Genomic DNA, 24,388 nt, shown 5'->3' on the forward strand with positions numbered 1-24,388 from the left:
AGTTTTCCGTTATCTTTGTGGACGCCCATCCCCCTTTGTCGGTACGCGACATTTCCCCCTTCGCGAAGGGGGAAACACCGAACAGCGTAAGAGAATGGGGGAGGTCAGGACGGCGTATTCTGCTACAAGGCCATCAGCAACGAAAAAAAGGTAGTGGATAGACGCTAAATGATAAAGCAATTGAATGCAGCAGCTCTCTCTTCTTCGAACCCCCTCTCCCTACGGGTTTCTCCCCCTTGGCCAAGGGGGAGATGTCGGCAGACAGAGGGGGTTTGAGCAGATTGCGATGATGTAAACCACAGGCAATCATTTAACATTGAACCGCTACCGTAAAAAAGAAACCTGCACATGCCGTTAGTCAGATAAAAGCGAAGATCTACTGCTGCTGTGCCGGTGCGGCAAGTTCAATAAGGTCGATCAGTTCTTGCTCGAAGTGGATGTTGTACCTTGCAAGTTTGCCGGTGTGATCAAAGTATCTGGAAGGATTTTTGATCTTCTCTAAGCTGGTACCCGTCTTTCTCAGCCTGCGAGGGTTCTTCGGAGACTCTCGGATGTTGGAGAACGCGTCACTACGATCTGACTCGGTAGCGTTTGCGTAGTCTTTGTAGTGATCCCAGTCAGGGCAATACGAAATGTCTAAAGCAGCTTGAAGAATGGTGAGGTCAATATCTCTGTACTGAGTTTCTCTAACTGACAGAGGATTAATCAACTTATCGACTTCATCATGTTTGGCTTTGCTTTGTTGAAGATCATTGTATAGTGTTTCTCGCTTCTTTCGCAGCGCAATAAGAAATGCCAGAAAGGCTCGTGCTGCAAGAGGAATAGGGTTTCGCTTACTGAGAACATGATGCACTAACGAAAAACGAGCAAAGTACTGCTTCTGCGCTCGCAGTTTCAGGTCAAATGCTTCACACGACCATGCCATAACGGCACGTATTAGCTTGGAATCGTTATCACCTGCAAGAGGGCTAGAATGAGACTTTGCAACACGAAAGTTTCCCAACCCATGGTGGTCGAACAGGAACTGCGCGAACCGTCCAGGCTCGGGGTCGGGGAGCTTGTAGTCCAGGTTTACAAAGCGGCGTAGGTAGCCTTTGGCGTTCATGCCCTGCCCGTACATCGCTTTGATAGAATGCCGGAGTTGATTGGGATTGGTGACAAGTATGAAGACAATGCCAGGTACATTGAAGAGGTGCTTGATGCGCTCCAGAAGCTCAACCGCGAAATCCGGACGACACCGGTCGAGTTCATCTACGAAGAAGAAAAGTGGGCGGCCTTTTTCGTCCTCGTCTTTACCATTGCTCAGGTCATTGACAAAGGTCTCTAACTCTTCTTTGAAGTCATCAACTGCATCTTTCTTCTGGTGATGTGCATCAATCAGGTCGCTGCTCCCTTCTGCCAGTGCGTCTGCAATGAGTTCACGGGTTTCACCATCCATCACCCCGAGTGAGCCAAGCTGGATTGCCAAGGGAATAGCGCGCTTCAAAAGTCTTCCGCCCATTTCCTTCAAGGCTTCTGATGTCTCGCCTCCGCTATGTTCAATGACCAACTCATCGATTGCATCGATGAACGCAATGAGCGGGTCATCCGCGAAGTCATTTTCCCACGCGTTGAAATAGAGCGATGTGTGCCCCTGATTTTTCAGCTTCTGCGCCCACATTTCTACAAATGTGGTTTTGCCGGTGCCCCACGGTGCGTTGAGACCCATGACGTATGGCTCCTCTGCAGAGCTGAGCAAATCCGTCAAGAAGTCAGCGGTGGGTTCGCGGTTGAGCTTATCGTTTTCGAAGGGCGCGTCGCTCGGTATCTCTGGAGACTCAACTTGGTCGGGTAGCATAGAAGTATAAGTGCTCAGGAAAGGGCACGAGTTGATATAACAGAGGATACGTGATGCAAGGTGACGCGTCAACTGCATCAGTACCAAAAACAAAGCGCCCGGCCTCTTTAGGGAGAAACCGGGCGCATCCCGCTAAACTACGTCATCTTGTTCGGGCAGACTACTCCGCCAGCCAGTGGTCGAACCAGCTGCGCAGGCGCTCCATGCGATCCACCAAAAGCCATGGCTCGCCGGTGCGTGAGAGGCCGTGTGCAGAGCGCGGGTAGCGCACGAACTCGACCGGCACCTCTTGCTTGATGAGCGACATAAACCACTGCTCGCCCTCGGGCATCGGCGTGCGGTAGTCCTCTTCGCTGTGGATGATGAGCGTGGGCGCTTCTACGTTCTCGACGTAGCTGAGCGGCGAGATCTCGCGATACAGGTCGCGCTCTTCCCACGGATAGCCGAAGAACTCCCACTCCATCAGGCCCTGCGCGTCGGAGGTGCCGTACATGCTTTCCCAGTTGGAGATCGAGCGGCTCGTAACGGCTGCAGCAAAGCGATCGGGGAAGCGGGCGGTGAGCCAGTTGGTCATGTATCCGCCATAGCTGCCCCCAGAGACCCCAATGCGATCGGGATCGACAGCCTCATACTCGTTGAGCACCGCATCGATGCCCGTCATGAAGTCCTCCTCATCCATCAGGCCCCACTCGCCACGGGTGGCGTACATGAAGTCGTGTCCGTAGGCCGAGGAGCCGCGCGGATTTGGGTAGAAGACGAACATGTCTGACCCTGAAAGCGCGTGGAAGGTCTGGAACCAGGTGTTGCCATAGGCCGCATGTGGACCGCCGTGGATCTTGAGGACCATCGGATACGATTCATCGGGATCGTAATCGACGGGTTTGATGACCCAGCCCTCGATTTCAGTGCCGTCTTCAACGGTCCACGTAATCGGTTCGGCGGGCTGCACGGTGCGGTCGGCCATCCACTCTTCGTTGAAGGCGGTAAGCTGCGTTTCATCGGAGCCGTCGGGGCGGGCGATGAACACTTCAGCGGGTGTCACCGCGTCGGTAGCGGTGTAGGCCATCCAGTCGCCGTCGTCATCCGGTGAGATACCGCTGAGGCGACGCGCTCCGTCGGTGACCTGTTCGACCGATCCGCCGGTGGCGTTTACGGCAAAGAGATGCGCATCGCCACGCGTTTGGGCAGAGAAGCGCACGTGCGTGCCGTCAGCGCTCCAGTGCGGGCTGCCGGGACGCAGGTCCCACTCGGGCGTCAGGTTCTGCGGTTCGCCGTTGGCGGTGCCATCGTCGTTCAGTGCCACGCGGTGGATGTTCGTCGGGGCACCGCGCTCAGCCGTGCTCTGAAACGCCAGGTGCTCGCCGTCGGGAGCAACTGCCGGACTGCCCTGTCCGCCTTCCATCTCCAGCAGCAGCTCGGGCGCGTCGCTGTCGGTGTGCAGCACGTACAGGTTAGATGTCGGATCCATACTAAACGGATCGTCTTCGTCGGGGTCGCTCACGAAGTAGATGGTTTCGCCATCCGGGTGCCACGTCACGTTGCGTACGTGATAGGGCAGATCGGTGCGGATGTCCGGTTCACCGCCCTCGGCATCCACCACGTGCAGCTGTCGCTTGTCGCGGTGCTCGGGGTGGGGCAGCCAGTCGGAGGTGCCGTCGCGCTTGTAGTTCATGTGGGTGATGACGTGTCCGTCGAAGCGCGTGGTGTCGAGGGTGGATGTGATGGCATCGGGCGCGATGTGTTCGGCCTCGTCGCCATTCAGTCCGTTCTCTTCGTCAGCCTCGGGGTCATCGTCGGGGGCACGTACGAACGCGATCTGGCTGCCGTCGGGGCTCCACACGGGCGGACGATCAACGCCTTCAATCTGAAAGGCCTCGCCACCGGGCGCAGTCACGCGCAGAAAGCGAATGGTGTTGGGATCGTCGCCTCGCTGCGACTGGATCGCCAGCACGTCGCCATCGGGCGACCAGCGCGGATTAAAGGACTGCACGCTCGCATCCGTGAACTTGAACGGTTCGCCATCGGGCGTGCCGTCTACGAGCTCCTGCATCCAGACGGTGCGGTGGCGGGCGTTATCTGCTTCCTTGCGATCGGTGCGGGTGAAGGCGAGAAGCGAGCCATCGGGCGAAAGTGCTGCCTGGCTAACGCCAACGGTGTGGTAGTAGTCGGCGGGCTGAATGCCATCTTGGGCGGTGGCCTGCGAAGAAGCCATCACCAGGACAGCGCCCAGTAGCAGGGTCCATGCGTAACGGGGCATGTGCATAACGGTATTAGCAGGTCGGTGAGTAGAGTGGCCGTTTAGCAATAAACCGAATTGTCGGCCCAAAATCGAGATGGTGTTACGAAATGCAAGATGCGGCACATGGACTTGTTGGAGCCTATCACCTCATTCGACAAAGGTGCTTCAGGCTAAAGCGTATCAGAAAAGCGCTTCCATTTTGTTCACAGGATATTTTAGTGTGGTGGCCTTGACAGACCAAAATAAATAGTGTATTGTGGTGCCGTAACAAAAAATAATAAGGCAAACGGAGTTTTGAGCTATCAGCTTGACGATATTGATGCGCACATTCTTGCGCTATTGCAAGAGGATGGTCGCATGCAGCGCAATGCGATTTCAGAGCAGGTGGGGCTTTCCGTCTCAGCTGTGAGTGAGCGCATGAGCAAGCTAGAGGCGCATGGTATCATTGCGCGGTACCATGCCGTACTCGATGCCAAGCGGTTGGGTGTTGATATCACAGCATTTATTCGGGTGTCGGTAGATGGGTCGGAGCACTACGACCGGTTTGTAACCACCGTAACGGCAATGGACGAGGTGCTTGAGGTGCATTCCATTACCGGTGAGGGATCGCACATCCTGAAAGTGCGCACGCAGAACACAACCACGCTGGAACGCTTGCTGTCACGCTTTCAGGCGCTACCTGGTGTGTCGGGCACATCGACAAGCATTGTGCTCAGCTCCTTCAAAGAAACGCGTACGCTGCCTGTTCAAGGCTCCGATGCGACTTCCTGAGTCGCACAGCCGGATCCGCTAACTGCTTCATTCTTTTTGTTTAACCTATCCGTTATGACTGACTCGGCCAAGATCTTAGATCGCATAAAATCGGAAGAGGTAGACTTTCTCCGTCTGCAGTTTACCGATATTCTGGGCACGGTAAAGAACGTCTCGATTCCGGCTCATCAAGCCGAAAAGGCGTTCAAAGAGGGCATCTACTTCGACGGCTCCTCGATTGAGGGCTTTGTTCGTATCCAGGAGTCGGATATGCGTCTAGAGCCCGATCCTGACACGTTTGCGGTGCTACCGTGGCGCAGCCGCCGCTCCGACGATACAACATCGGCGCGCCTGATTTGCGATGTGATGAATACGAGCACAGGGGAGGCATTCAAAGGTGACCCGCGGTATGTGCTGCGGCGCGCTATTGCTCGGGCCGACGATATGGGCTTTGAGATTAATGCTGGCCCGGAGCCCGAGTTCTTCATCTTCGAGAAAGATGAAAAGGGCCGTGCGACGACTGAGACGCACGACTCAGGCGGCTACTTCGACTTAGGGCCCAAAGATATGGCGCAGGAAATTCGCGCCGAGATTATCTACATGCTTGAGGCCATGGGCTTCGAGGTCGAGGCCAGTCATCACGAGGTGGCGCGTGGCCAGCACGAGATCGACTTCAAGTACGACGATGCGCTCACCACAGCCGACAACATCGCGACGTTCCGTTCGGTGGTGCGTGCAGTAGCCGAACTGCACGGGGTGCACGCCACCTTTATGCCGAAGCCCATTGCAGGCATCAACGGCTCGGGGATGCATACGCACCTGTCGCTTTTCCAGGGAGATACTAACATCTTCCACGACGATGACGACGAGTTCAACTTGAGCACCGAGGCGTATCAGTTCCTGGGTGGAATTTTGGAGCATGCGCCGGCGCTCACCGCCATCTGTAACCCAACGGTAAACTCGTACAAGCGATTGGTGCCCGGGTATGAGGCGCCCATCTACGTAGCATGGAGTGATGTGAACCGCTCCGCTCTCGTACGTAAGCCTGCAGCGCGTGTCCCAGCGGCCTCTCGCATCGAACTGCGCTCGCCGGATCCCTCGTGCAATCCGTATTTGGCGCTTGCGGTGATGCTACATGCAGGACTTGACGGGATCGAGCGTGGTCTAGAGGCGCCCGGACCCGTACGGGAGAACATCTACGACTTCACCGAGCAAGATCGCATTGACCGCGGCATCGAAACGCTGCCCAGCACGCTCGGGCAAGCCATCACGGCGCTGAAGGATGACGACGTCATCTTGGATGCGCTTGGACCGCACGTTAGCGAGAAGTTTGTCGAGGCGAAGACCATCGAGTACACCGAGTACCTGGCCTCCGTTTCGGGGTGGGAGTTGGATCGTTACCTGGAGACGTTCTAACGCATCCCCCGCTACATTTTCTGCAGCACCGACGCTCAGCGGCAGCCCCGCTGGGCGTCGGGTGTTTTAGGGGGATGTGCTGAACATGAGGTGTGCCTATCGGATGGCTGAACGTGTTTAGCGACGTGCTTCCTCTAAATTCCCTATCCTCTGAGCTGTGGTTTATACACAAACCAATCTGAGTAGAGAGAAGCAGGACAGGGACTTCCCTCTTTGTTTGAGACGCTTGAGCGAACCTCTCTCCGTAGCGACGCGGTGAGGCCTTAAAGTTACGTTTTTGTGTATTGATATGAGAGATGTGGTGGTGAGAGTGGGCCCGATCTACCATAACCGCAATATGGACGCCCCTCATCCTGCCCTTCTCCCCAGGGAGAAGGAACTTGTGAGTGGTGCGTGGTGAGTGTTCGCACTTGGTGTCGCCCGTTGCAAGATACCCGATCACCACTCGAATCAATTCTCCCTCTCCCGCCGACCTAGTCTATGCACACAACCTGAGATGGTGATAATCGTTGATGATCGCTTGCCTGTTCTGAACTCGATTCAGGATCCACTCGCCCGAGCAGACGCCCAGGTGGTTTCTTTTTGTGGGATCCAACAGTCTCTCATTGAACAGACAGTGGAGGAGTCAAATCTCCCATCAACGAAATACCAGAGACAAAGTTATGTGCAAGGACTAGCCCGCCGACAGAGGGAATAAGGGTGAGGGGGTTAACCATCAGAAAAACAGCATGCTGGCAAGCACTTTAGTTTGCAGGAGCAGTGACTGGAAGCGAACCGCCGCCAGCGTTGCAGAGCCGGGATCTACCCTGACAGCGTAGCCAGATTATTGGTCCAGTACAACCCAAGCTTTGACCTATGATACGGCGATAGGTCATCCCTTTCATGTCCCCTATCGTTCAGCCGGTGTGTTGCTGTACGCCTCTTTGACAGAGAACGCAAAGCGATCGTCAAGCTTGCGAGCTACAATCTCCTGAAAGGTATCGCAGATATCGGCGGGGACCTCCAGATCCATGCGTTTTCGTGATGTGTCGGACCGCCGTGGCTGGTAAAAGAAAATGAAGTGCGTGCTCTCCTCGGTGGGCGTAACGGTGTAGTCTACAATCCGACCCCACGGAATGGCAGTGCTAATCTGCTGCACGTCATGAATGAGACCATACTCGGTTACCACCACGGTCCGGGCATGCCACACCGCGATAAACCAAAACACGCCCAGGGCCGGATACGAAAGGGCCAGGATGGGAGAGATGGTATAGCCTAGCGCATAGGTAGCTCCAAACCCAGCAGCTACGCCACATAGAAAGAGGGGGGGGCCAATAGGAATGGCGGTAAGCGGGCCATTGCGCCAGACCAAAAGCGGCTTACGGATGCGCAGACGCCCGATGACAGCCACCAACATGGCTACCGAAACGAGCACGGTAGCTCCTACAACCACAACGATGTGTGCAGTGGTAAGCACAGCCATACATCCACAGGAGACAAGCGTGCGAGAACAGATACGCGGCCTTATGCCGAGGCGGCCTCCGGCGTCCAGAGGCGCGCCACCAGCATCTCAGCAGCCAAAAAAATCAACGCCATCATCACAAAGACGTTCCAGAGCGCCCCGCCGGCTTGCTGTTGCTCTAGAGCAGCAGCAACGGCTTCAGGACGCGCCTCAACCGACACGGTTTCAACGGCAGGCACCCCAATCTCTTCAAAGTGCGCTGCGGCCTCGTCGGGCGGGGCAGGGCGGAGGTCGGTTAGCGTTGGGGCGTGGTTCACCGCTACGTATTGCAGCACGGCGCTGTCGGTGCGCAGCGTGTACACGCCGGGCGTTGAAATAGGCGGTACGTCGATAGTCCAGCCGCCAGGACGTGGATGCGCCGTGGGATGCAGCGTAGTGTCATCGGGGCCTTCCAGGCGTATCGACTCGGCCCGATCGGCCTGGCGAATAGTGAACGTTTCGGGCTGGCCGGTTTGCAGCGACGGCCCTTCTACAGAGGATCCGGCCGAGATGTAAAACAACGACCGATATAGCAACGGCACAAAAAGCCCTTGCGTGGGTAGTTCGCTCCATTCCAGATTGGGTGCTACTGCCGATACCAGTGCGCGCCCTTGTCCGGGGCGCCACTCATGCAGAAAGGGGGCGCCGGTAGAGAGCGACATGAGCGTTTGGCCCTGTCCGCCAGCAGGGGCTATGTCAAGGGCAGCCCATACGGCAGGCCGCTCCAGTTCCGGAGAACGCGTGGGATCAGAGGCATCGAACATGCCTGCAAACAGCGGATGGTCGAAGGCGGCATCATCGAGCGTCGCGATGGATGTGTCGCCCTCAGGATCGCCGGATAGTCCGGTTGCCTGTCCGCCGCCCCACGCCTCAAACAGTGCGCTATAGCTTTCCAGGTCGGGGGTAGGGTGGGGGAAAAGAAATGCTCCTCCGCCTTCTTCCACGTACTGCCGGAGTCGGCTGCGTTCGCCGGAGGCCAGGCGCTGCGGACCCACCAACAGCACCGCGTCGTAGTCCTCCAGATTGGTGCGCGAGAGGTCGGTGCGGTCAATGGTGGTGGTTTCAATGCGGATATCGTCGCCCGCCACAGCATCCGATAGGGCAAGTTCTACAAATCGGGTGGGTTGCCCCGATTCACGGACCAGCAGCACCTCCCGCGTTTCGGGCACATAGAACGACAGGTAGCGCGTGTCATCGGAGGCAAAGGCATCGCCTTCCAGTTCAATGCGCGCCTCCACCCATCCGGCGTCGGGCGGAGAGGCGGCGAATGTGGTGGTTACAGAGTCGTCGGCCACGGGCGATACGTTCGATTGGGCCACGCGCTCATCATTGAAGTAGAGCGAGGCGGTTACCGACTCGGGGGCATCTCCGATGTGCGTGATGGAGGCTTCGATATCGATGGGAGATCCGGCTTCGATCATCGGGCTGGCAACGCGGGCGTGAGTGACCCCTGTATTCGGACGAGGCTGCGTATCTACCGGGAGCAGCGCCAGGGTGACGTCATCGGGCCAGCTGGTGCGGAGCGAGTCGCCCAGGCGCGTGCGCTGGAAGTCGGATGCTACGTATACGACCTGGCGAGGCTGGGCGGCGTTGGCAACGGCCTGGGCAGCGTCGAGTGCCCGATCGGCGAGGGCTGGTGTGCCTCCGGAAATAGAGAGCGCGTCGAGGTCAGACTGAGCCGCCTCGGCAGTGCGTACCAATCCTGAACGCGCTCCTTCGTCGGGAAGCGTGGGCCAGATGCCAACCTGGTCGCCCGTCCCTACGGTGCGCAGCACGCCTTGTGCTCGTTGCGTGGCCTGGTCGAAGTAGGCGCCGCTTGGTCCGTCTTGGATCATAGAAGAGCTGTTATCCACTACCACACCAATGCTCGACCGCGCATCGGGGCCAAACATCGTGCCGGTGCCCTCGCCCCAGTAAGGCCGCGAAAACGCGAGCACCAGACACGCCAGCGCAAGGATGCGAAGCGCCAGCAAGAGCCATCGTTTTACCTGAATGCGCTGTACGGCGGCCTTTTCAATGGTCTCCACAAAAGCCAGCGAACTAAAGTCGACAGTCGTGGGCTGGCGCAGGTTCAAGAGGTGAAGCATGAGCGGAATGCCTACCGCTACAAGGGCCAACAGCGCAAACGGATTGAGAAACGTCACAAGGGTACGGAAGCCGAATACAAAGCAGCCACGAGCATGCGCATCAACCTATGGCGGAAGGAGGCAGTTCCGTGCAGTGCAATGCAAAGCGGCTCAACCGAAAGCACCGCGACAGGGCGTTGCATCCATTCCGCATCAAATTATTCGAGCCTGTTGCATCACCGCAAAACACGACGGATTGCATGCGCGTATCGACTCTTCGCGCGCAATGGGTACAGTCTTTGTAACCATTGGTGTACCCATGCTTTCCCCTTTGGCCATTACGGTATCGTTCCCATGACTGACTCGCCCTCACTTACCCACGCTGACTTGCAAGGAGGCATTCGTATGTCAGACGCTGCTGGTTCCCCCGATTCCATTCGAACAGCTGTGGCTACCGGTACAGTTGTTATCGGTCCAGAAGCCTTCGAACGCGTACAAGAGAAGACGATTCGTAAAGGCGATGTGCTAAGTGTCGCCCAAATTGCAGGCATCATGGGGGCGAAACAGACCAGCAAGCTGCTGCCGCTGTGCCATGATGTCCAAATCGATGGGGTGGAGGTTGAGTTTTCGCTGGATGCGGAGCGGCATGCCATTGTCATCCGGGCGTTCACCAAGTCGATGGGCATCACTGGCGTAGAAATGGAGGCCCTCACCGCGGTATCCATTGCGGCGCTTACCATATACGATATGTGCAAGTCGGTGACGAAAGAGATTCGGGTTAACGATGTGCATCTCCTTGCCAAGACCGGCGGCCAAAGCGGCAACTGGAAGTCTGAAGAGTAGCCACTTTGTTCGTTTCGCTCCTGTTGCAAAACTCTCCATGTATGTCCGATTCTGCTCCGTCTGATCCGTCTGCGCGCGTTGCCCAGGTAAGCACGTTTGCCGCATTGGGTACGCTCTCGTGTACGCAAAACGTTACTCACGAAGTGCTTGCCGATATTGGCGACATTGAAGGCATAGAGCCCGACTTGGTCGCTGAAGAGACGCTTTGTCTGTTGGCAACCGTTACCGCACGAGCCTTGGAAGTCGGCCTGCGTGCTGTGCCTGATGTGGCCGAAGTGGTTGCCCCCGTTGTGCAGCAGCTCCCCTTTCAGTATCGCGACTACCTGATCGGGCATGCCATGATTCAGGAGGAAAATCCCGAATTGGCGCAAACCGCTGAAGCGGTGCGCGAGCGCCTCACACGCAAACAGCGCTTCTACGACACGCACTTCCCCGAAGACCAATTTCCCGGCCCACGGGCTCTAAAGCCCAAGATGGAGCTGTGGATGGGCCGCGTAAGTCCGCCCGGCCTGCCCAACTCCCCACAAGAGCGCATCAAAACGCTTCCCGTGCTGGATATGGTGGCCGCGCACACCAAACTTATGCTGGCATACGGACGCCGCGGGGAGGTGACGTAGTGCTCTGTCACAGGTCAAGGTTTGGGCAACGCATGTACCCCTAACGTACCGAGAATAACTCACACTCTTGTCATTGCGAGCGGAGCGACGCAATTTCATTGCTGTCAGACCGGATGCTGCCGCCCAATCAACGGATGAGATCGCACCCCAGGAGTACTCGTTTGCTGCGCTCACAGCGCCGCGTCAGTCGCAGGGCTCCCTCCTCGCGATGACAATTTCGGACCATAACTTTTAGGCGTGACACAGCAGTAGTACTCTGTCACAGGTCAAGGTTTGGGTGGACAAGCCCCCGCTTGCATCCTCGTCGCGATGCTCTGCGTCGCGACGGACGAATGGACGCTCTGCGTCCGACCCCGCGTGGCGACGCAGAGGGGCCGCAAGGTCATACCTGGGGGGCATCGCCACGAGAAACGGGATGTTGTCGCATTCGCAGGTCATCCTGACGCCGCTAGGCGAAAAGGATTCCGCGCTCCCAAACGATCTAAACAATCAGGTATGACGTAGCAGCAGCACGCTGTAGAACTGTGGGCCGTATAGACAGGACATGCAGACCCTGGGAATCGGTATACGCATCCGGCAAAGCACGGCGTATCCGTGTTGATGACTTGCGCAATGCATGTCGCAAAAACTTGACTTTGTGACGTCTTTTTGTAACTTTTATTAGACACAGGGCCTGGTTTACCGGGTCGGTTTCGTTTCTGTGTCGTGCCGTTCCTACCCGCCCCGCGTCCGATGAACGTTCCCAACACATCCTCCCCCGGCTCCGATTCGTCGTCGTATGCTACGGCGTACCACGCACCCGTGCTTGCCTCTGCCGTATGTGAAAGGCTTATCACCAATCCGAGCGGTGTGTATGTAGATGCGACAGCGGGCGGTGGGGGGCACACCACAGCGTTGCTCGATGCGCTGCATTCCGATGGGCGCGTCATTGCGATTGATCAGGATCCGGATGCGCTGGCAACGGTGCGCGAGCGGCTACATCCAGCGATCGAAGCGGGACGGCTACACGTTCTGCGAGGCAACTTTCGCGCACTGCCACGCTTGCTTAATGAGGTGGGCGTTTCGAGTATCGATGGGCTGCTGTTAGACCTGGGCGTGTCCTCGCATCAGATTGATGCGCCAGAGCGCGGGTTTAGCTTCCAGGCCGAAGGGCCCCTCGACATGCGTATGGATCCCAGACAGGGACTCTCTGCCCACACCATTGTCAATACATGGCCGCACGGCGATCTGGCGCGCGTTATCAGCCGATACGGCGAGGAACGATACGCAGGCCCCATCGCTGGTGCCATTCTGGATGCGCGCCCCCTCGATACCACCACCGACTTGGCGCGTGCAATTCGTAGCGAGGTCCCCGGTCATGTAGTGACAAAAACGCTGGCTCGTGTCTTTCAAGGCTTACGCATCGCAGTAAATAGTGAGCTGGATGCTCTCGAAACGGTGTTGCAGGAGAGCCCGGCCTGGATTCGAGCCGGGGGGCGCATTGCGGTGCTTAGTTACCACTCGCTTGAAGACCGCCGCGTAAAGCGGTTTCTGCGATATGGCAACTTCGATGGCACGCCGCAGCGCGATTTCTACGGGACGCTCATTGCGCCGTTTGAGCCGATAGCGCAGTCGCCCCAGTCGGCTTCCGACGAAGAAATTGAAGCCAACCCGCGTTCAAGAAGTGCACACCTGCGCATCGCCGAGCGACGCCCCGATGATGCGGCCGGGCCGCCCGTACCATGATGTGCTTCCAGTGAGATCGATGCTGTTGAACGATCCCGCACCACGTTGACCAGCCGAAGTCCCCTTCACCCCCACTGGTTTCTCATTCATTATGCCTTCCTCCTCTGGTTCATCACGCTCGACCGCGTCGCGCCAGTCGGGGCCGCGCCGGGCGCCCGGAGCCGTACCGGGCCGCGGTGGGCGCCGAAAGTCGCACGCCACCCCCCGTACGCCGAAGACAGAAGATACCAAGGCGGCCTCGGAGGCTCGTTCCTGGAAGCGCCATGGAACGGCTCTGCCGGGCTGGACGGATCTGGAAACCGGAAATAGGCGCCGCCGCACATCCTCGGAGCGCACAGGGGAGCACTTCGTAGAAAAAGTGTCCACCCTCAAGTTTGCATTGGTCGTTATGTTGCTGGCCGCGGCATTTACGGCCTACGTAGGGCACGTACAAGCAACGCAGCAACTGCTTGAAGATCTTCAAGAAGCGCGTGCAGAAAACCAATCGCTGCACCTGCAACACAATCGACTCAATGGCGAGTTTGATCGTCGGACCGGCCCGCGAGTCATCCACGAACGTGCTCGCGAACTGGGACTTCAAGAAACGGTTCGCTATGGGGCCACCTTACCAGCGCCCTCTTCTGATGAGGCGCCCTGATTGTCGGCATTCGTTTTCCTTTGTCTCACATAACCGGGCTTAACCCTGACTGTGAACGCGCGCGACTCCATTCGCATCCGGATGTACATTGCCCTGCTGGCGCTGGCTGTGGTGCCCCTGCTTGTGATGGTTCGCATTGGCGGGATTCACCTGTATGAAGCCGATGAGTTGCGCGAGCGCGGTCTGCAGCAAGCGCACTCCGAGCAAACCATCCCCGCGATGCGTGGCTCCATCTTAGATCGCAATGGGCGCGCTTTAGCCATCAACACAGCGGAGTATGACCTGGCGCTGGATCCGACCATCGAGGGATTTGCAGAGCAGGCCAGTCAGTTCTACAACGACCTCTCCGAAATTACCGGTACCGCGGCGTCTCGATACCGCCAGCGTGTGGAAGACCGGGCAAGTCCGCAGTACGTGATGATTACGCGCGGCCTTAGCGAGCAGCAGCGCACCACCATAGAGCGGTGGGATGTGCCAGGGCTCATTTTAACGCCTCGGTTTGCGCGCACCTACAGTCACGGTACGCTAGGGGCCCACATTCTGGGACACATCAGTAGCGATGGACAAGGGCTGGCCGGGCTGGAGCTACAGTACGATGAGGCGCTTACCGGCACGCCCGGATCGCGAGCGGTGCAGCGCGATCGGCACGGACGCATTAAGGCGCTTGTCGGCGGAAAGGTGGTAGAGCCTGTGCATGGGGAAAACCTGGTGCTCACTGTAGATGTGGTGCGACAGGCGGCACTCGAAGATGAGTTGCAGCGCGGCGTAGATGCTCATAATGCCGCATGGGGCACTGCTGTAGCGATGGACCCCCACACCGGCGAGGTGTTGGCGATGGCCAATGTCCCCACGTACGACCCCAATCGCGCCGCTGCGTTTGGCGAGGCCGATCGGCGCAACCGGGCGATTACAGACCGCTTCGAACCCGGGTCTACGTTTAAGTTTGTAGCTGCCGCTGCGGCATTGGAGCAAGGGTACATCTCCCTTTCTGATACCATTGACACCGGACAGGGCTCGGTAACTTACTACGGCCACACCATGCGCGATGTGAGTGCGTATGGAGCCATTCCGTTTCGCGAGGTCCTGTCGAAGTCAAGCAACGTGGGCACCGCGCACGTGGCCGATATGATTGACGAAGGAGCGCTCTATCAGTACGCGCGCAATTTTGGATTCAATCAGCCCACATGGATCGATCTTCCGGGCGAGGTGAGTGGAGTGCTGCGCCGTCCGTCGGAATGGAGCCGCACGACTCGCACGTCTATGAGTATTGGATACGAAGTAGCGGTTACCCCTATCCAACTGCTTACAGCGTATAGTGCTGTAGCCAATGGGGGATACCTGGTGGCGCCTCATATTGTACGAGAACGCCGCGACTTTACCGGTGCCACACAGTGGACGGCCCGGCCCGACACCATCCGCAAAGTGTTGCAGGAAGAAACGACGCACATGCTTACCGAAGCGTTCGAGGAGGTCGTGCAAGATGGCACTGCTACACGTGCGCAGATTGACGGGCTCCCCATTGCAGGCAAAACCGGAACAGCCCTCGGCACGCGCGACGGCCAATACACCCGCGACCAGGCGCGGGCGTCGTTTGTTGGCTCGTTCCCGGCTGATGACCCGCAGGTGGCCTTGCTTGTTATCATTGGATCGCCCCAGCAGAGCATGTATGGCGGAGAGGTCGCCGCTCCGATATTTAATCGCATTGCACGCCGCTGGCTGACCACGCTTCCCGATGTGTCGCGTCGCCTAGCGGGCACAGTCGAGATGCCCAGCGACACGCTTGATATGCCCGACGACCCAGGGGCTGCACAGTCCATTGCGCTTGAAGCGAGTGATACGTCGGTGCTTCCCGACTTTCGTGGCACCGATACGCGCAGTGCCATGCAATGGTTAGAAGCGCAGGGCGTGTCGGTATCGATTGAGGGCCGCGGAACCGTGGTGTCGCAGTCGCACGAACCAGGATCCGATTTGCCCGACACAATCACATTGACTAGCGAATAACCCGCATGTCCCTCTTGCCTTTGTTTGCTCCTTCACGTACCACGCCCGGCGCACCTGCCCCTTCGCGTACGCTGCGCACAACCGAGCTGTACGACCGTCTTGCCGAAGCAGACTTGTTGCAAGAGGTCGTGCCTGGCGAACAGATAGATCCCGAGACGGCATGTACGCTCGTACACATCACCGACGATAGCCGTGCCGTGCGTCCCGGCGCATGTTTTGTCGCTGTTTCTGGACATGCCACCGATGGGCACGACTATATTTCCGATGCTATTGAGCACGGAGCGGTTCTGGTGATTGCCGAGCGGCTCCCGGAACAGGCCCGCTCCCGGTTCCCGCAGGTTCGTTTTGTATGTGTATCCGATGCGCGCAAGGCGCTCGGACATGCCGCCGCCGCATACTATGACGATCCTGCCCAGGAGCTTACCATGATTGGGGTCACGGGTACGAATGGAAAAACGACGACAGCCTATCTCACCTATCATGGTTTGCAGGCCACCGAAACGCCAGCCGGGCTTATCAGCACCATTGAGGTGCGCAGCCCAACGCTTTCAGTCAACGCAGATCTGACCACGCCGGGGGCCGTTGACTTACAGCGCACACTTCGCCGCATGGTTGATGACGGGTGTACTGCTTGCGTGATGGAGGTCTCCTCACATGCGCTCGACCAAGCGCGAACGGTGCCCGTCGCCTATGATGTGGCTATCTTCACCAACCTGACTGCCGATCATCTCGATTACCACGGTAGTACCGCCGCTTACCGTGCTGCCAAAAAGCAACTCTTCGACGGATGCCCGCCCGATGCCACCGCGCTCTACAATGCCGACGATGAGGCCGGGTCCGAGATGGTGGCAACGACCCGTGCCCGGCCCGTATCGTACGGCACGGATCCTGCTGCCGATATTCGCATCCGCAACATGAAGGTGACCTTGCGTGGCCTTTCGATGGAGCTCGACGGCCATCCTGCTTCGTTTCGTGTAACGGGCCGGTTTAACGCGTACAATTTGGCAGCGGCGTACGGAGCGTTACGCGCCACCGGCGTTGATGCCGATCAGGCGAGGCAGGCCCTCGTACAGGCTGACCCCGTGCCGGGCCGCTTTGAGCGGCTTCCACTTGACATTGGCCCCACCGTCATTGTTGATTACGCGCATACCCCCGATGCGTTAGAGTCGATCTTGCAATCCTTACGTCCACTTACACCCTCCAGCGGGCGCCTGTGGTGTGTGTTTGGGTGCGGTGGCGACCGCGATACCGGCAAGCGCCGTGTCATGGGCGCGCTCGCCGAATCGTATGCCGACCGAGTCATTGTCACCAACGACAATCCGCGCACCGAAGACCCGCAGGCGATCCTCAACGACATCCGGCGTGGTATGAGTCGGCCTGCCGAGGCCCAATGGATTCCCAATCGCAAGACGGCCATCCATACAGCGGCGCAGCAGGCTGGATCGAATGATGTGGTGCTCATCGCCGGAAAAGGCCACGAAACGTATCAAATCATTGGAACCGATCGCCACGCTTTCGACGATCGAGCTGTGGCCCGGCAGTACTTTTTAGAGTACCACGATACGAATTTTCACGAGACCCCTTAACTGCGTTTCGCGCGACTTCAGTCCGTTTTCAGGAAGCCGCGTATATTACTCCCCACCCGCTTGTGCATGCTCTACGAACTGCTCACCCTCATACACGACACCCTCGACCCGCCCGGCTTTCAGGTCTTTCAGTTTATAACCGTACGGGCGTCGCTTGCGGCTCTCACGGCATTGCTCATCGCGCTGTTTGCAGGCCGCCGCATCATCGAATGGCTTAAGCGACAGCAGCTTGGCGAGCAGGTGCGTACTGGCAAGGAAGCCGGCGCCATTGATCATACGCACAAAGCAGGTACGCCCACCATGGGAGGCGTCATCATTCTGCTGGCCCTGCTGGGCAGTGTATTGCTATGGGGCGATTTGCGTGAGCCGTACGTGTGGGTTGCCATCATAGCAACCGCATGGATGGGGGCTGTTGGCTTTGCTGACGATTACATCAAAACGGTTCGCAAACAGAAAGACGGGTTGCCGGCGTCTGTCAAGCTCGGCGGACAAATCAGTATTGGCATCCTGGTCGGAGCCGTACTCTATTTTATGCCAGCCCTTTCTGATTATAACAGCCTAACACATCTCCCGTTTGTGCCCGAAGGCACACTCGACTACTATTTCTTCCGTGACTGGGTTGGGAGCGTTGATCTGGGATGGATTGTCTACATTCCCATCGCGGTATTTATTATGACGGCCTGCTCTAATGCGGTAAACCTGACCGATGGCCTCGATGGCCTCACTGCAGGCGTTACCGCGTTCGTCTCACTCGGACTGCTGGCGCTGGTTTACATTACGGGGAATATCAACCTCGCGTCGTTTCTAAACGTCATGCATCTGCCTGGTACCGGAGAGCTTACCGTCTTTTGTGCTTCAATGGCTGCGGCATGTTTTGGCTTTTTGTGGTACAACGGATACCCTGCCTCCGTCTTTATGGGCGATACAGGAGCTCTTGCCTTAGGGGCAGCAGTCGGGGCGCTTACGCTTATGGTACGTAAAGAACTGTTGCTTCCGTTACTTGGCATCGTCTACTTGGCTGAGGCGCTGTCGGTTATCATCCAAACCAGCTATTTTAAGTACACACGCCGCACCACCGGCACCGGCCAACGCGTGTTTCGGATGGCGCCCTTGCATCATCATTATGAGGCGCAAGGCACCCACGAGGCCAAAATCGTGACCCGCTTTTGGATCGTTACTGCGCTCACCGTTATTGCTGCGCTGCTCACCCTTCGTATCCGCTAACGCCGAATCACCATGACGCCTTCCGATGTCGCCCAGCAGTCGGTCACCGTAGTTGGTGGCGCCCGCAGCGGACGTGCGGTAGCCACGCTCCTGGCACAGGCCGATGCGCGCGTGTTTCTGACCGAACACGGGCCACCGCCCAACGGACTCGCTGACGCCATGGAGACGTACAACATTCCGTACGAGGTTAACGGCCACACCGACCGAGCGCTACAGGCCGACCTGATCGTGGTGAGCCCTGGCGTACCTACCACCGCCCCTTTGATACAAACCGCATTAGATCAGGGGCTTCCAGTGGTGTCTGAAATAGAAGTGGCCTTCTGGTTTTGCGAGGCGCCGATCATTGCCATTACGGGTACAAACGGAAAGACCACCACCACAGGCCTCGTGGCCCATGTGCTCAGAAAAGCCGAGTCGCACGACCCCGACCGCCGCGTTATTGTGGCGGGAAACGTCGGCGTCGCGTTTTCAGAGCATGCAGCAACAGCAGGCCCCAACGATGTGGTGGTGCTCGAAGTCTCCAGCTTCCAACTCGACCACGTGGATACGTTTCGCCCACGCGTAAGCATTCTGTTGAACATTACCCCCGACCATTTGAATCGGTATGGGGACGATGTGGAGGCGTACGCAGCAAGCAAAGCGCGCATCATGGCTCAGCAAGCAGCAGGCGATACCATTGTGTACAACGCTGACGATGTCCGCACGCGTCGTGCTATTACAAGTCAGGCCTCCGCCGAAGCATCGGTGTGGGCCATGAGCCAGCAGCGTGCGGTCGTGCCCGGCATCTATCAACGGGAGGAGGCGTTGTGGATGCACACGCCCTCGCTGGATGAAGCGCTCATGTCCATCCACGAGGTCTCGCTACCCGGGCCGCACAATCGCTACAATGCGATGGCCGCCGCCTTGGCAGCACATGCCATGGAAGCGCCGCTCGATGCAATCCGAACCGGATTGTCTACGTTTGAAGCGGTACCACATCGACTTGAACCGGTGCGCACCGTAGATAACGTACGCTTTGTGAACGACTCCAAAGCCACCAACGTAGATGCGTTACGCTATGCGTTGCAAAGCTTCAATACGCCCATTGTACTCATTGCGGGCGGACGAGACAAGGGCAACGACTACGAACCACTCCAGCCGCTCGTCCGCGATCGGGTTCGGGCGGTTATTGCGATAGGCGAGAGCGCCAACACGGTGCATAGCCAATTGGGCGTTCATGCTGCCGAGCAGTGCAAGGCGAACACGATGGAAGGCGCCATTCAAGCGGCGCGTGCATGTGCGCACCGGGGCGATGTTGTACTGCTGAGCCCTGCGTGCTCTTCTTTTGATATGTACACCAATTACAAAGAGCGCGGCGACGTTTTTCGGCGACTGGTACAGGCGATATAGCCTCTTACAGCCGCATTTCGCTTGTGCTTTCTTATCCACCTGCTTTACCCACGCCTGCCGTGAAGAGACTGCTTCGCTTTATAAAAGACCGGTTTTACGCGCTTCCTCCAGCCGATAAGTATGTAACGTGGATTGTGCTTGTGCTGGCCGGGGTGGGCGTGGTGTCTGTGTACAGTTCCATCACGTTTTTTGCTGAAGCCCGGTCGGGCGGCAACACCGAGCTTTTTCTGGTGCGCCACGTAACACGTGTTGGGCTGGCCCTGGCCGCTATGTTTATTGTAAGCTGTGTGGACTACCGGGTGCTGGCCCGATATAGCAAAATAGCACTTGTTGGATCGCTCATTTTACTGGTCGTCGTAAAGGGAACAGGCATGGTCACCGAGGGCCCAAGCCGTTGGCTCACGTTTCGCGGCTTCGGGTTTCAACCGTCCGACCTTGCTCGCATGTCGCTTGTCCTGTACGTGGGCGTAATGCTCACCCAAAAGCAGGAGTACATCAAAAGCTTTAGTCGATCGTTTTTGCCGATTCTGTTTTGGGTGGGCATCACCGTGCTTCTGGTTGGGCTTGACGACCTTTCCACGTCGTCGGTCATGATTATGGCTGTGCTCGTTATGTGCTTCGTAGCCCGCGTAAGTACGCTTCAAATTGGCGGACTTGGCATGCTGGGGGTTGCGCTGGCATTAGGACTTATTATGGCCGAGCCGCACCGCGCCGCACGCGTGGAGTCGTTTGTGGGAACGAACATCTTTGCGGCGACCGATGCCGAGTACGTGCTCGACCGGCAAGGTGAAGGGTATCAGGCCGATCAGGCCCGCATTGCCTTCGCAATGGGTGGGTTCACGGGCGTCGGTCCTGGAAAAAGCATTCAGCGGGACTTTTTGCCGACGCCCTACAATGACTTCATTTTTGCGATCGTCGCCGAAGAGTATGGGCTCATAGGAGCATTGCTGCTGCTCATCGGGTTTTGTGTGCTGCTCTTTCGAGGCTTCATGCGCATCGCGCGCGACGCCCCCGACCCACTCGGCTCGTTTCTTGCTGTTGGGCTCACCACGCTCATCGTGCTCTACGGCTTCATTCATGCCGGTGTATCGTGCGGGCTGCTTCCGGTAACGGGGTTGCCCATGCCGTTTGTGTCGTATGGGGGAACCTCAATGCTGGCGAATGGCATCATGGTGGGCATTCTGCTCAATATCTCACGTCAAACCCAGAAGTCGTCATGAGCACTCGTCCTCCTCGTATTCTAATGGCTGGCGGCGGAACGGGCGGCCATGTCTATCCAGCTATTGCCATTGCCGATGCGTTGCGTACGCTGCATCCTGAAACGGTTGTTGTGTTTGCTGGCACGCGTGATCGGTTGGAGGCGCGGGCCGTTCCGGATGCGGGATATGCGCTGCACCCCATTACGGTAAGCGGGTTTCAGCGCGCCTGGACATTAGACAACCTGATGTTTCCTCTCAAATTGGTAAAAGGGCTGGTGCAAAGCTGGCGTCTTATTGGGGCACTCGACCCGGATGTCGTAGTCGGTACAGGCGGATATGTGGCGGGTCCTGTTGGTCTTGCTGCGTGGCTGCGCGGCGTACCGCTGGTTATCCAAGAGCAAAATGCGTATGTGGGCGTCACCAACCGGTTGCTCAGTCCGCTGGCCGCCTCCATTCATGTCGCTTTTCCTGAAGCGGCTGCCCGGATGCCCGAAACGCGCACCCATCAAAGTGGCAATCCGGTTCGCGAGTCGCTTCTCAAGGGCAATCGCGGTACCATTCGGTCTATGTACGACATTCCCTCGCACGCTACTGTACTTCTCATCACCGGTGGGTCACTGGGCAGTGCAGCATTGAACAAGGCGTTGCAGGCCCATTGTCATGCGCTGCTGAAGGCACACCCACACCTGCACGTGTGGTGGCAAACGGGGCGCCGCTACTACGACGATGTGGCAATTGCCGTCGATGGTCATCCCCGCTTACGCCTCATGGAATATATCGACCGGATGGACCATGCGTATGCGGTGGCCGATCTGGCGCTCTGCCGTGCCGGGGCTCTTACCTGTAGCGAGTTGCTGGCAACTGGCACCCCGTCGGTGCTTGTCCCCTCTCCAAACGTTGTGGCAGATCATCAGACGAAAAATGCGAACAGCCTGGCCGACGCCGGAGCTGCACGGGTGCTTCCCGAGGCCGACGTGCCAGCGCGCTTGCCTGAACTGTTAGGCACGCTGTTGAGTACGCCTTCTACACGCCACCAGATGGCCGATGCAGCGCGGGCCCATGCCTTGCCCCACGCTGCCACCACCATTGCCCGCGATGTGCTGCATCACGCATCTGTTTCTGTATCCACCGCTGCATCCCCCCCCTCATGACCACTCTCCGACGACAACCGGCCCTCGGACGCATTCGCCATGTTCACATGGTGGGCATCGGAGGCATTGGAATGAGTTCCATTGCCGAAGTGCTTATCAGCCGTGGCTATCGCGTTACCGGCTCTGATCTGAAAGAGAGCGATGTAACGCACCATCTCGAAGACATTGGGGCCACCATTGCGATTGGACACGACGCCGACCATGTGGGCGATGCTGACGTGGTGGTCTACTCCTCCGCCATCGATCCAACCGAGAATCCTGAAACAAAAGCTGCCGAAGAACGCCGTATCTCACTGATTCCCCGAGCAGAAATGCTTGGCGAACTGATGCGGATGAAGTTTGGGGTTGGCATTGCAGGTACGCATGGGAAAACGACCACCACGTCTATGGTTGGGCTCGTTACCACCGAAGGGGCCTTCGACCCCACCATAATTGTAGGCGGTAAGGTGGCTGTCTTCGGCTCTAACGCGGTGGCTGGTGAGGGCGACATCATCGTCATTGAGGCTGACGAATACGACCGCACGTTCCTACGCCTTACACCGTCGCTTGCCGTCATTACCAGCATCGACGAGGATCATCTCGACATTTACGACGATCTCGACGACATCAAAGACGCGTTCGTGCAGTATGCCAATAGCGTGCCCTTCTTTGGAGCGGCTATCATTTGCCTCGACGACCCCGATGTACAGTCGATCGTAGGACGCATTGAGCGGCGTGTTATTACCTACGGTACTACGCGACAGGCCACCATTCGCGCGGAAGATATCGTGCCCGATGGGCTCAGTACGCATTTCACCGTACTGCACGGTACGAAGAAGTTGGGGCGTGTTACACTACCAGTGCCCGGGCTGTATAACGTCCGCAATGCGCTTGCCGCTATTGCCGTTGGATACGAACTGGATATTCCGTTCGAGCATATCCAAGAAGGATTAGGGCGATTCTCGGGGGTGCAGCGCCGCTTTCAAGAAATTGACACGGTGAACGGTATTACCGTGATTGATGACTATGCGCATCACCCCACAGCACTGCGCGGCACACTCGACGCGGCCAGTCAGGGCTTCCCCGAGCGTCGTCTCGTAGCCGTTTTTCAGCCCCATCTGTACTCACGAACGCGCGACATGCTCGACGATTTTGCGCGCTCATTTTTTAATGCTGATGTGCTGGTTGTAACTGATGTCTATGGGGCCCGCGAAACGCCAATAGATGGCGTGAGCGGCGCCACACTGGCCGATCGGGCTGCCGAGTTTGGACATCGGACTGTGCAGTGGGTGCCTGCTCTCGACGACCTACCAGAGCGGCTTGTTGAAATAACCCAGCCCGAGGATGTTGTTATGATGCTGGGGGCCGGTGACATCTGGCGGGCCAGCCGAGCCTTCGTAGATCAACTGAAAACCCACTATGCCGTATCCTCTGACGTAGAACCTACTGCCTCATGAAGCGGTCTACGTATGCATCAGGGGCATCCGGCGCACCTGAATCGAATGATAACGAACAACCGACCGCCTTGTGGTTGTCGGTTCGTAGTCGACGCCTTGTAGGAGCAGGGCTCGTTCTCGTCATTGTATTATTAGGTGTTCGTTGGTACACGGGAACGGCCCACACACCCATCGTTACAGGCACACAGGTACTGGCTCCCGATTCGGTGGTTGCGCGTGTGCATGTTGACCCCGAACAACCGTTGCGATCAATAGATACGGAGACGGTAACACATCAGATTGAGCACCACCCTTGGATTAAAACAGCCACGGTACGTGCCCAACGATTTCGAAACCGTCTTGCGTTGCATATAGAAGAGCGCACCCCGGTGGGACGCGTTGTAGACGATGCAGGCCAGCTTGATTTCTATCTGGATGCATACGGCTACGCCATGCCCCCCCGCGCCGATACAACCTTCGATGCGCCAAGCGTGCATGACGAAACACTTACGTACCAAGAGGTTGATGCCGTTGCGAACGATGATCTACAGGCCATGCTTCAGGCCCTTGCCCAATCGGAAATGACAGCCGACAAAATTTCTGAAGTACATGTGGATCCCAACCATACCATCCACCTGTATGTAACGCATCCTTCAGGAGATTCTGTTGCGGTGCGGTTTGGAGAAAACGAGTATTCGAAAAAACTGCGCCACCTCGAAATGTTTTACGATCACGTACTGGAATCGACGACGGACTCTATCGGCACCATTGATCTGCGGTTTCGGGAGCAGATAGTTACACAGCCCTAACCCA

18 protein-coding genes are annotated in these 24,388 nt (G+C 57.6%); 14 read left to right on the forward strand and 4 right to left on the reverse strand.

The annotated features are described in order from the left end of the window. Window positions 1-376: 376 nt before the first annotated feature. The gene (locus ACZ5AL_RS01040; protein ID WP_464511585.1) at window positions 377-1,837 is read right to left on the reverse strand and encodes a KAP family P-loop NTPase fold protein; all 1,461 of its coding nucleotides are present in this window, start codon (window positions 1,835-1,837) and stop codon (window positions 377-379) included. A 160-nt stretch (window positions 1,838-1,997) separates the two neighbouring features. Continuing rightward, complete coding sequence (locus ACZ5AL_RS01045; RefSeq protein WP_464511586.1) at window positions 1,998-4,100, reverse strand: S9 family peptidase; 2,103 nt, start codon at window positions 4,098-4,100, stop codon at window positions 1,998-2,000. Between the two features lie 270 nt (window positions 4,101-4,370). Here ACZ5AL_RS01045 and ACZ5AL_RS01050 point away from each other — a divergent pair, with 270 nt between their 5' ends. Then, entirely contained in the window at window positions 4,371-4,847 is a 477-nt protein-coding gene (locus ACZ5AL_RS01050; RefSeq protein ID WP_464511587.1) for an Lrp/AsnC family transcriptional regulator, read from the forward strand. A gap of 54 nt (window positions 4,848-4,901) precedes the next feature. Then, window positions 4,902-6,242 carry a glutamine synthetase family protein gene (locus ACZ5AL_RS01055; RefSeq protein WP_464511589.1) on the forward strand — a complete coding sequence of 447 codons (1,341 nt, stop codon included), beginning with the start codon at window positions 4,902-4,904 and terminating at the stop codon, window positions 6,240-6,242. Window positions 6,243-7,131: 889 nt separating this feature from the next. Here the strand turns inward: ACZ5AL_RS01055 and ACZ5AL_RS01060 are convergent. Both ACZ5AL_RS01060 and ACZ5AL_RS01065 read right to left on the reverse strand, forming a co-directional pair. Beyond that, complete coding sequence (locus ACZ5AL_RS01060; RefSeq protein WP_464511590.1) at window positions 7,132-7,704, reverse strand: hypothetical protein; 573 nt, start codon at window positions 7,702-7,704, stop codon at window positions 7,132-7,134. A 41-nt stretch (window positions 7,705-7,745) separates the two neighbouring features. After that, a complete protein-coding gene (locus ACZ5AL_RS01065; protein ID WP_464511591.1) occupies window positions 7,746-9,866 on the reverse strand; it encodes a BatA domain-containing protein in 2,121 nt (706 codons plus the stop codon). Window positions 9,867-10,142: 276 nt separating this feature from the next. Between ACZ5AL_RS01065 and moaC the strand changes: the two genes are divergently transcribed. The 12 genes from moaC (at window position 10,143) to ACZ5AL_RS01125 (ending at window position 24,384) form a co-directional block, all read left to right on the forward strand. After that, on the forward strand, window positions 10,143-10,631 hold the full coding sequence (gene moaC / locus ACZ5AL_RS01070; protein ID WP_464511592.1) for a cyclic pyranopterin monophosphate synthase MoaC: 489 nt from the start codon (window positions 10,143-10,145) through the stop codon (window positions 10,629-10,631). Window positions 10,632-10,672: 41 nt separating this feature from the next. Then, window positions 10,673-11,248, forward strand: coding sequence for a hypothetical protein (locus ACZ5AL_RS01075; protein WP_464511594.1), 576 nt, complete (start codon window positions 10,673-10,675; stop codon window positions 11,246-11,248). A 732-nt stretch (window positions 11,249-11,980) separates the two neighbouring features. Further along, complete coding sequence (rsmH, locus tag ACZ5AL_RS01080) at window positions 11,981-12,973, forward strand: 16S rRNA (cytosine(1402)-N(4))-methyltransferase RsmH (RefSeq protein WP_464511595.1); 993 nt, start codon at window positions 11,981-11,983, stop codon at window positions 12,971-12,973. 91 nt (window positions 12,974-13,064) lie between these two features. After that, entirely contained in the window at window positions 13,065-13,610 is a 546-nt protein-coding gene (locus ACZ5AL_RS01085; RefSeq protein WP_464511596.1) for a hypothetical protein, read from the forward strand. A 51-nt stretch (window positions 13,611-13,661) separates the two neighbouring features. Next, on the forward strand, window positions 13,662-15,611 hold the full coding sequence (locus ACZ5AL_RS01090) for a penicillin-binding transpeptidase domain-containing protein (protein ID WP_464511598.1): 1,950 nt from the start codon (window positions 13,662-13,664) through the stop codon (window positions 15,609-15,611). 5 nt (window positions 15,612-15,616) lie between these two features. Beyond that, the gene (locus ACZ5AL_RS01095; protein WP_464511599.1) at window positions 15,617-17,197 is read left to right on the forward strand and encodes a UDP-N-acetylmuramoyl-L-alanyl-D-glutamate--2,6-diaminopimelate ligase; all 1,581 of its coding nucleotides are present in this window, start codon (window positions 15,617-15,619) and stop codon (window positions 17,195-17,197) included. Window positions 17,198-17,263: 66 nt separating this feature from the next. Further along, complete coding sequence (mraY, locus tag ACZ5AL_RS01100; RefSeq protein WP_464511600.1) at window positions 17,264-18,421, forward strand: phospho-N-acetylmuramoyl-pentapeptide-transferase; 1,158 nt, start codon at window positions 17,264-17,266, stop codon at window positions 18,419-18,421. Window positions 18,422-18,433: 12 nt separating this feature from the next. Continuing rightward, on the forward strand, window positions 18,434-19,810 hold the full coding sequence (murD, locus tag ACZ5AL_RS01105) for a UDP-N-acetylmuramoyl-L-alanine--D-glutamate ligase (protein ID WP_464511601.1): 1,377 nt from the start codon (window positions 18,434-18,436) through the stop codon (window positions 19,808-19,810). Between the two features lie 23 nt (window positions 19,811-19,833). Further along, on the forward strand, window positions 19,834-21,030 hold the full coding sequence (locus tag ACZ5AL_RS01110; protein ID WP_464511603.1) for an FtsW/RodA/SpoVE family cell cycle protein: 1,197 nt from the start codon (window positions 19,834-19,836) through the stop codon (window positions 21,028-21,030). Then, a complete protein-coding gene (gene murG, locus ACZ5AL_RS01115; RefSeq protein WP_464511604.1) occupies window positions 21,027-22,160 on the forward strand; it encodes an undecaprenyldiphospho-muramoylpentapeptide beta-N-acetylglucosaminyltransferase in 1,134 nt (377 codons plus the stop codon). Before ACZ5AL_RS01110 ends, murG begins: the two co-directional genes overlap by 4 nt. Then, entirely contained in the window at window positions 22,157-23,596 is a 1,440-nt protein-coding gene (murC, locus tag ACZ5AL_RS01120) for a UDP-N-acetylmuramate--L-alanine ligase (RefSeq protein WP_464511605.1), read from the forward strand. Before murG ends, murC begins: the two co-directional genes overlap by 4 nt. Continuing rightward, complete coding sequence (locus tag ACZ5AL_RS01125) at window positions 23,593-24,384, forward strand: cell division protein FtsQ/DivIB (RefSeq protein ID WP_464511607.1); 792 nt, start codon at window positions 23,593-23,595, stop codon at window positions 24,382-24,384. Before murC ends, ACZ5AL_RS01125 begins: the two co-directional genes overlap by 4 nt. The last annotated feature ends 4 nt before the right edge of the window (window positions 24,385-24,388 follow it).

The sequence above is a fragment of the Natronotalea proteinilytica genome (assembly GCF_055379935.1).